Source organism: Methylobacterium sp. WL116 (assembly GCF_008039455.1).
Taxonomy (GTDB): domain Bacteria; phylum Pseudomonadota; class Alphaproteobacteria; order Rhizobiales; family Beijerinckiaceae; genus Methylobacterium.
This window is the reverse complement of the sequence record NZ_VRUV01000178.1, coordinates 1-8,234: the sequence shown is the minus strand read 5'-3', so window position 1 is coordinate 8,234 and position 8,234 is coordinate 1. Positions and strand designations below refer to the sequence as shown.

General features: G+C 64.2%; 4 protein-coding genes and 2 pseudogenes. 1 reads left to right on the top strand and 5 read right to left on the bottom strand.

Annotated elements, in window-relative coordinates; all coding sequences use genetic code 11:
• Window positions 1–132 precede the first annotated feature (132 nt).
• The 5 genes and pseudogenes from FV223_RS14215 to repA form a co-directional block, all read right to left on the bottom strand.
• Window positions 133–405, bottom strand: a pseudogene (locus FV223_RS14215) (ISL3 family transposase); the annotation flags it as partial.
• A gap of 291 nt (window positions 406–696) precedes the next feature.
• On the bottom strand, window positions 697–1,089 hold the full coding sequence (gene repC, locus FV223_RS32570) for a replication initiation protein RepC (protein WP_348644793.1): 393 nt from the start codon (window positions 1,087–1,089) through the stop codon (window positions 697–699).
• A 105-nt stretch (window positions 1,090–1,194) separates the two neighbouring features.
• Window positions 1,195–1,787: pseudogene (gene repC / locus FV223_RS32565) on the bottom strand (plasmid replication protein RepC).
• 187 nt (window positions 1,788–1,974) lie between these two features.
• Window positions 1,975–2,904 (bottom strand): plasmid partitioning protein RepB, encoded by a 930-nt coding sequence (gene repB, locus FV223_RS14205; RefSeq protein WP_281406259.1) that lies wholly within the window; start codon window positions 2,902–2,904, stop codon window positions 1,975–1,977.
• Between the two features lie 80 nt (window positions 2,905–2,984).
• The gene (repA, locus tag FV223_RS14200; protein WP_147727655.1) at window positions 2,985–4,214 is read right to left on the bottom strand and encodes a plasmid partitioning protein RepA; all 1,230 of its coding nucleotides are present in this window, start codon (window positions 4,212–4,214) and stop codon (window positions 2,985–2,987) included.
• A gap of 704 nt (window positions 4,215–4,918) precedes the next feature.
• Between repA and FV223_RS14195 the strand changes: the two genes are divergently transcribed.
• Window positions 4,919–7,540: an EAL domain-containing protein gene (locus FV223_RS14195; protein WP_147727654.1), complete on the top strand. Its 2,622-nt coding sequence runs from the start codon at window positions 4,919–4,921 to the stop codon at window positions 7,538–7,540.
• Window positions 7,541–8,234 lie beyond the last annotated feature (694 nt).

Genomic DNA, 8,234 nt, shown 5'->3' with positions numbered 1-8,234 from the left:
CTTGAGCCTCATGGTCGGCGATAAACGATGAAGGGGCCCGATCGGGCCCCTTCATCGTTCAAGCTGCGGCCGCCATTGGCCTGGTTTTACTCCGCCACAGCGGCCTGGAATTGGTCCGCCCTTTACAGATCACTCGGCGAAGATCTTCCGCCCCCAGGCAGCGACGTCACACCAGAAGCATCGTACCATGCTTTGGAGTTCGACACGCCAACCACCGAGTGGCAGGTCGGCAGCACGGCGCTGGTAGCGGCTTTGAAAGCGACGTGACGAGGTCCGGTAGTCTGGGCAAACCGCCATCGCAGCTCCGGACCTGACGACCAGACCGATCCGATTGGCGCTTATATCGAGATGATCGACGACAAACTCAGCAGGTACGAGGCTCGACGACCTGAAGCAGGGGCCCATGCTTGCCGCCCCATGCTGGATGTCCGCAACCTCAACGCCGCCGGCATCAGCAAGAGTGAGTCAGAGTCACGATTGAACGCCGATCCAGGGTCCCGTTTCAACGCTTCTTGACACGCGAACTGCATCAGGATCCCGGTTAACGGCACAGCAGCCGCGGGGTTGCCTAGGCAAAGTTTGCGGTTGAGTGCGCATCAATGGCTGTAGCACCGGGCCGAGCCTGAACTCCCCTCGCCTCTTCCGCTCTACGAGGGCGTGCAGGTACCCACCAGGGCTCTTGATGTGCTCGGCACGCTAGAGAATCGCCGCCACCGTCACAGCGGCGGTCTCGTCGCCCATTACTTCACATGCCTTGCGCCATGTATCAGGGCTGATGCCGAGCATGGGTCGGATCTCCTCCGCCGTGTCCGCCAAGTCCCTCCAGGAGCAGATTTCTTCACGGGCGAAGTCCGCCACGTCAGGACAAGCATTAAGAACAAGACCAAGGGGATAGGTGCCCCGCTTACCGCCATCGCCCATGGGGCTAGCTTCATCTCGACGTGGCACGCCGGAGGTCTTCATCACCATTCCGAAGGTTGGTTCAAAGTCAGGATTCTCTGGATTTGAATTCTGAATTTGCCGCTCGGATTGGGCGGAAGTGCCGCTCAATTCTGATAATTCGTCGTGTGCAATGAGCAGCTTGCCCACATCGAAGGCGAGCGCTGTTAGGGCAGCCCTCGCCTCCTCCAGATGCCCGGGCGCCGGCACCCGCGGCAAGAGCACCCACAACGGCGGCATAGCGGTCCCGTAGCGTCACCGCAGTGCCTGGTGAGCCCCCCCCGCCTCCAGGGCCTGGATGAGCTTCGCACAGCCACGGCGAAGCAAGGTCACGCGCTCGCAGGCGACGCGCAGCGCCTGCGCCTCAGCTCGAACCTCGCCGGCTTGCGTGGCCATCTCCTCTGCGCGGGCGACGAGGGGCGTAAGATTGAAGCCGTAGGCCTGGGCGATGGCTCCCCCTGCCCGCTCCGGACGTAGCGCTTCCCGTTCGGGCTGTCCCGTCGAATGAGGAGCCCGGCCTCGACTAGGGCCACGAGATGCCTACGAAGCGTCGCCTCGGCGATACCATGCGCTCGCAGAGCAAGAGCGGCGTTCGAGGGGAAGAAAACGAGTCCAGGCTCCTCCCCGGCCGACAGAGCGGTCTCAGGATGAAAGGTCAGAAGTGCGTTGAGAACGGCGAGTGCCCTATCATTAAGACCGAGCCGGGTGCGAGCCGGGGCGATGTCGCGGAACACCGTCCATTTGTGAACCGTGGTCTCGCTAGGGCAGCCGTCCGCGTTCGCTTGAGCTCGGATTTGCGCAGGCGTCACCCGCCGCCGCCCAAAGGGCGTCGTGATGTGCAGATCCATCGTCTGACTGAGTACCGGGCGAAGATTGGGGGTTGGCCAAATCGACGTCAAAACGCTTGACGATGTGCCGGGAGATATGGTCCTCTGCGTTTGCTAATGACCAGAGGGGGTCTTCCGGACGCGGTTCCGGGGGCCCTTTCTTTTTTTGCGGTGTTCTCGTCTCCTTGAGCTCTTGCTGCGGGTCAGGTTAGCCCTTGCTCTGCCTGTAGGCGGCAAGGATCTCGGGGAGGCGCTCGGCGAGGTAGTTGGCGAAACCTGGTTCCGCCTTCTCCTCCAGTGTCACGCGCATGCCGTCAGAGCTTCGCTCGACGCGAGCGAACTTCACACCCTTGGCATTTTTTAGGGTCTCGGCCCTCGGCTTCGCCTTGCGAGCCGACGGCGCAGCTAGCGCGGCTAGGATCACCGCGAACCGCTCGTCGGACGCCTTGCCGGCGAGGTCCGGGGAGGCAAGGGCGGTATTGACCTGCTCCGGAGTCGCCGCGCGAATGCGGTCAGCAAGCGTCAGCCAGCGCGGGCGGCCGACTTTGGGAGCCGGGCCGATCGCAGTCAGCACAGAGCCGGGGATGGCCTCTGCGACAGAGAGGTAGTTCGCAAGGTCAGGGCGGTGCACGCCCATAGCTTTCAGGATCACCTCGCGGGCGACGCCGACCTGTTCCATGTTCCGTGCGAAGTGGGCCTTCTCGATGTAGCTGAGGTTCTCGCGCGCGAGGTTCTCGGAGCCCTGAGCGATAATCAGCTCGGCATCGGAGAGATCCCGCACCACGGCACGCACAGGCTTGCCCAGAGCCATAGCCGCACGGGTCCGACGTCGCCCGTAAGCGATCTCGTAGTGGTTGTTCCGGCTCGGGTGGCGGCGCACGAGGATTGGCGTGTGCTGCCCCTCCTCACGGACCTGCTCCATGAAGGCGTTGAAGCTCTCGTCGGTTACATCGGGCACGCGGTCGGCAATCGCCGATGGCAGGCACAGCGCAGGGTCGATCTCGACCACCGCACCATCCGAGCCCAAGGAGCTCGGCCGGGATGCCGCCCACATTGCCGCCATGGAGCGTGCCGCGGCTGGACGCTTCTCAGAAGTGGGAGAGGGGCCTGTAGCACCTGATACAGGGGTGTAAGTCATTGAGGGATCTGGAGTTGACTGTTGTGCCGCGTCCGACTGGACCGGTACTCCCATGATGGCGCTGAGGCGCTTCTTCTGGCTCACGTCCGGCCCCATACACGCGCGATCAGACCCTCGATTTCGCCGTTGACCGCATCAAGCGCGTCGAGCGCGCGCCGGTAGGTTGAACCGGTCACTTCGTCCCGCCGCAGCGGCGTCTCATAGACAGTCTGTCCGCGCAGGCCGGAGTTCGACACGGCGGTCGACTGCAACATGGCCTTGGTCAACACTCGGTCGCCGAATAGCCCGCGCAGCATTGCGACAACCTCGGTCTGCGGCGTGTCCTGCGGCTCGAACCGGGTGACAAGGTAGCGGAACCAGTCATGGGTTGGAGCAGCCCCCTGCTCGCGGACCGGCTCCATGATCTCGTCCAGCATCGTGAGGAACTGGCGCATGCTCGACACATCGAGCATCTGCGGATGGATGGTGATGAGGAGGGCGGTCGACGCACACAGCGCCGCGATGGTGAGGTAGCCGAGCCGGGGGGGGCAATCGATCACCACAACGTCGTAACGGTCAGCCACTTCGCTCAGGGCCAAGCCCATCCTGGCGAAGAACGGAGGCTCGGAATCGTTTGCCTTACGCCGAGCCGAATGCATCGGGGCCTCGAACTCGAAGACCTCAAGCTCAAGGTCGGCTGCAACCAAGTCGAGCCCAGTGAAGTAGGTCGGCCGGATCACCTCACTCAGTGGCCGCCGCTCCTCGTCGTATCTGATCGCGTCGTAGATGGTGGGGTAGGGCTCCTGCTCGTTCTCGTGTCGTACCCCCAGCAGCGTAGAGAGGCTCGCCTGAGGGTCTAGGTCGATTGCAAGAACGCGATACCCTCGCAGAACGAGCGACTGGGCGAGGTGGGCCGAGGTAGTGGTCTTGCCCGAACCTCCCTTGAAGTTCACGCAGGCGACAACCTGGAGGTGCTCACCCTTGGCCGGATCTCGATGAGGCAGGTAGCGCCGGCCAACTCGGTCGATCTCGTCGAGGTAAGCACGCAGCGCGTGAATGTCAGCCAGGGTGTAGAGACGGCGCCCGCCGGGGGCGACCTCCAGCTCCGAGACGAGAAGCTCGGGCGAGAGCTGCCGGACGCGGCTGTCGGTGATGCCGAGGATGCGGGCAACCTCGCCGGAGGTGAAGCGTCGAAGCGTCTTATCCTCAGAGGGCGAAAAGACGACGGACGCGATTTCGCGCAGCTTGGCCCCGAGGATTCGAGCATCGTGTCCTGCGGTCTGGTTCGATACAGGCGCTAGGCGTCCGCCTGACTGGACATGCTGGGTCATCGGCGCTTCTCGTTTGCGGTGAAACGGCGAGAATCACCATAGCACCGCAAGCGAGCAAAGTGAGACGATTCGGGTAGGAAAGTCCAGTGTGGAGCAAGCCTGACCCTGACCCTGCACTAACTTTGAACTCGGACCACCTCGTGGGGACGGGTCATGACTGACTGATCGAAAGGGTTCCTTCTTACGCGGTGGGAGGCGGCATTCTCAGCCCCTCATGCCGCTTGCATAAGGGCACGCTACGGAACCAGGCGCCCCGTGATCGTCCGTGGCTCAGTGCAACTCTATGTGATCCATGCGAGGGTCAGCTTTCAAGCTAACGACAGGCAGCGGCCTACGGCTGGGTTGGATGGATTTCTGCCGGTCCGCTTCGGGACGGCGATGTATGAAAGCGGAAATCGCCGCCGAGCCCAGTCCCGACCCATTGCGGACCCTCGGAAGGTCCGCTTCGCGGCAGATGAGCGGAGGATGACCCCCGTCTCGGTTGGGTGGCCCTTTGCCAGTCCGCTCTCTGACGGCGCTGTCGTCGGATCGGACCTTTTCCCGGAGGGACAAAATCACGCAGTTCCGACTGAAACAACACGTCTTAGCGCTTAATAGTCCTTCAACCGTAGTTGTTGCATAAGCAACTAGCCGTCGGGCCACCATAAAAATCTCGCCAAACCCCTTGGGCCGACGCCGGCGATGCAGGAGTGGTCTCGCAAGCCATGCTGACCGTACTCGACTGCATCACGCGGCAGCACGATCTCGGTCTCGTTGCCCTATCTGCGGCCATCTGCGCGCTCGGCTGCTTCGTCACCGTAACCTTGATGGCTCTGACCAAAGCCGCGCGGGGCCAGTCTTGTACGCGGGCGCTGGTTTCCGCCGCGGTGGTGTTCGGATCGAGCGTCTGGGCGCTGCACTTCGTGGCCATGCTTGCGTTCCTGCCCGGCACCGACACCGCCTACGAGCTGGACCTAACCGCCGCGTCGATCGCCGTCGCTATCGCTGGTTCGTTGGCCGCACTCACGCTCTGGCGGCTTCGCTCCGGCAGCCCGGTCGTGCTTGCATGCGCCGGCCTCATGCTCGGCTCCGCCGTCGCCGGCATGCACTACCTTGGCGTCGCGGCTATGCGTGCCTCCGCCCTCATCTTCTTCAACCCCACCTACGTCGGCGCTTCCTTCCTTCTCAGCGCCACCTTTGCCACCCTGGCCCTGGCCCGCGCGAGCAACCTGCGTGGCCTCGCCCGCCGCGCCGAGGTCGCGCTGTGGCTCGCTCTGGCGATCTGCGGCCTGCACTTCACTGGCATGGCGGGGGTGACGCTCGCGCCGTCCGGCCTGTCGGAAGGCGCCGACTATGTTCTGGGGTCCAGCGCCCTCGCAATGGCTGTTGGCCTCATCAGCCTCGCCATCCTGATCGCTGGGCTCGCCATGCTCATGCTCCAGCAGCACCTGTCTCTGCGCACGGTCCGCGAACTCGCCCGGATGCGCCTGCTCAGCGACCTCGCTCACGAGGTGCTGCTCATCCACCGCGCCGGCACGGTGCTGGAGGTCAACAGCGCTGGAGCGCGTCTGATCGGCACGCCGGTCCAGGACTTGATCGGCCAGAATATGCTCGACCTTTTCGCCGCCCATGACGCACCCGCCCTGGTCCGGCGCATGGCCTGCCGGTCGGAGGCGCTGCAGCCGCAGGAGTTCGAGGCTCGCACCGCCGCGGGCGACCTCGTCCCGGTCGAGCTGTCGTGCCGCACCATCGAGTTCGGCGGCAAGCCGGCCGTCGCCGTGGCCTTGCGCGATCTGACCGAACGGAAGCGGGACGAGGCACGCATCCGCCACCTAGCGCTGCACGACGCCCTGACCGAGCTGCCCAACCGCTACCTGCTGGGGCAGCGCCTCGCCCAGGCCCTGGATGCGGCGGATGGGGGGGCGGGCAGCGTGGCGGTGGTCTACCTCGATCTCGACCGCTTCAAGCCGGTCAACGATCTGTACGGTCACGCAGCGGGCGACGCGCTGCTGGTTCGAGCCGCCAAGCGCATGCTCGCCGAGCTGAGGCCCGCCGACACCCTGGCTCGGGTTGGCGGGGACGAGTTCGTCGCTGTCCTGGCCGACGCATCAGCGCCGGATCAGGTCTCGGAGGTCGCCGGCCGGCTCGTCGCGGCCTTGAGCCGCCCGTTCCGTGTCGAGGGGCATCAGCTCGAAATCGGCGCTTCGGCCGGTGTGGCGCTGTACCCTGCCGACGGCCGCACGGCCGAGGCGCTGCTGCACGCCGCTGACACCGCGCTCTACCGCGTCAAGGACGAAGGGCGCGGCACCGTGCGTTTCTTCGAGTTGGCGATGGACGCCCAGATCCAGGCGCGCCGCCAGATGGAGTACGAGCTTGGCTTGGCGGTGGAACGTGGCGAGCTGCGCCTGTTTTATCAGCCGATCGTCAACGGCAGCAGCGGCGAGATCGAGACGTTCGAGGCGCTGATCCGCTGGCACCACCCCGAGCGTGGCATTGTCTCGCCGGCCGAATTTATCCCGCTCGCCGAGCGAAGCGATCTGATCGTGCGGATCGGCGCATGGGTGATCGAGACAGCCTGCGCCGCCGCGGTCAATTGGCCTCGGCCGTGGCGGGTGTCGATCAACGTATCGCCGAGCCAGCTGCGTCAATCCGACGTGCCGGGGACGATCGCCGCCGCGCTGGGCCGGCACGGGCTCGACCCGGCGCGGCTGATGGTGGAGATCACGGAGAGCGTGCTGATCCAGGACGCGGAAGCAGCGATAGCGGTGCTGACGTATCTGCGCGGGTTGGGGGTGCGGCTGGCGCTAGACGATTTCGGCACAGGCTACTCGTCGCTAAGCTACCTGCATGGGTTCAAGTTCGACAAGCTCAAGATCGACCAGTCGTTCGTGCGGCGACTGGGCGAGCATACGGATACGCTGACGATCGTGCGGGCGATCGTGAACCTCGGCCACAACCTCGGGATGCAGGTGACGGTGGAGGGCGTGGAGACCGCGGAGCAGTTGGCGATCCTGCGCGGGCTGGACTGCGACCAGATGCAGGGCTACCTGTTCGGCCGCCCGGCGCCGGGCTTGGCCGTCTCGGACACAGATCGAGCGAGGGTCCGAGCGCTGTTCGCTCCCCCCTTGATCCGCGCCGTCGCTAGAGACGTTGCCGGGCTGCTTGCAGCTTCATCATTTCCACCCAGGCGAACGGCACGGACGGGTTTCGGGTCGTTGTCCCGCTTGAAGGCCCTCCCTTCCGTCCGCTTTGTGAAGAGGACGGTTCGGCCAAAGGGCGATATTGGGTCGGATGCGGAACGTCCGCTTGCGGGAGAAGGGTCAGGCCCGCTTCCCACCCCAAGCTGAAGTTGCCGAACGGCTGACGAACGTCCGCTTCAAAGAGGAGATAACGGCGGCCTAGGCGTCTGGGTTGGGTCTGAAACGGAACGTCCGCTTCCTTGTTAGGTCGACCCAGCACGGACGGAAAAAGTCCGGAAAACGCTCGTTTATCCGACGTGTCGTTCGGGCCATGTGGGAGGGGTGGCTCAGGCCGGATCTCGGTCCATCCGCTCCTCAATGATCAGCGAGGACAAGATCATTCGCTGCCCCTCTTCGCAATCTCGCGCAGCCAACATTCCGCGGACATCGTGGCTCCTAAGGCTGTCGCGAAAGCGTAGGGCGACTGAGTTACCGATGTGGTGGACAACGCCGTGATGCTCCACCGATAGGAGCCCGGTTGTTGCTCGCTCGGGAACACCGAGATCACATGGCCGCGTTTCGTAACATCTGTCATACCGGGGCCATGCCACGCGGATGCGCGCCAACTACAGCCGAGTCAGCCCCGCGAGATTTCGAACTGAACCACTATCTCTGGCCCTTGATGTCCGCTTCGGGAGATGGGGAAGGGTAAAGCTTGATCCGATCATGGAAAGTATGCCGCTCTCGCCTCAGGGCATGAGAGCTTCGGCTTGAGCTGGTTGATGATCCAGTACCATAAACTACCGGACGATAACGGTCGTCTGCAGAACCCAATCCTCTGGTGGGGCCTTGGAATGAACGC

What these genes read in the sequence shown, in the direction of transcription:
- repB (WP_281406259.1), bottom strand. Translation starts at nt 2,904, where the DNA reads ATGACTTACACCCCTGTATCAGGTGCTACAGGCCCCTCTCCCACTTCT.
- repA (WP_147727655.1), bottom strand. Translation starts at nt 4,214, where the DNA reads ATGACCCAGCATGTCCAGTCAGGCGGACGCCTAGCGCCTGTATCGAAC.
- FV223_RS14195 (WP_147727654.1), top strand. Translation starts at nt 4,919, where the DNA reads ATGCTGACCGTACTCGACTGCATCACGCGGCAGCACGATCTCGGTCTC.